General features: G+C 67.1%; 1 pseudogene. It reads right to left on the bottom strand.

Annotated elements, in window-relative coordinates:
- Positions 1-380 (bottom strand): annotated as a pseudogene (locus AC3A6P_RS36155) (4-hydroxy-2-oxovalerate aldolase); the annotation flags it as partial.

Below are 380 nucleotides of genomic sequence, written 5' to 3'. Positions count from 1 at the left end.
GGCACGCCGTAGCGTTCGGATTGGCGGATGGCGTGTTTGAGGAAGCTGGAGTACACCCCGGAATAGCCCATGATCAGTGCGTTGCGGTCCAGCAGGCATTCGGCCGGCATCGCCGGGGCCACCACCTCTTCGGCGGCATCGGCGATGTCGAAGAAATCGATACCGGTCTTGACGCCGATCTTGTCGAACACCCCGATCAGCGCCTCGACCGGCGCGTTCCCGGCGCCGGCGCCGAAGCGGCGACACGACCCGTCGATCTGCTTGGCCCCGGCACGCACCGCTTCGATGGAGTTCGCCACGCCCAGACCGAGATTCTCGTGACCGTGGAAACCGACCTGCGCGTCGTCACCGAGCTCGGCCACCAGCGCGGCCACCCGGTC

The sequence above is a fragment of the Mycobacterium sp. Soil_C_30 genome (assembly GCF_057656995.1).
The sequence above is the reverse complement of the archived record's forward strand: the minus strand, read 5'-3'. Positions and strand labels throughout refer to the sequence as shown.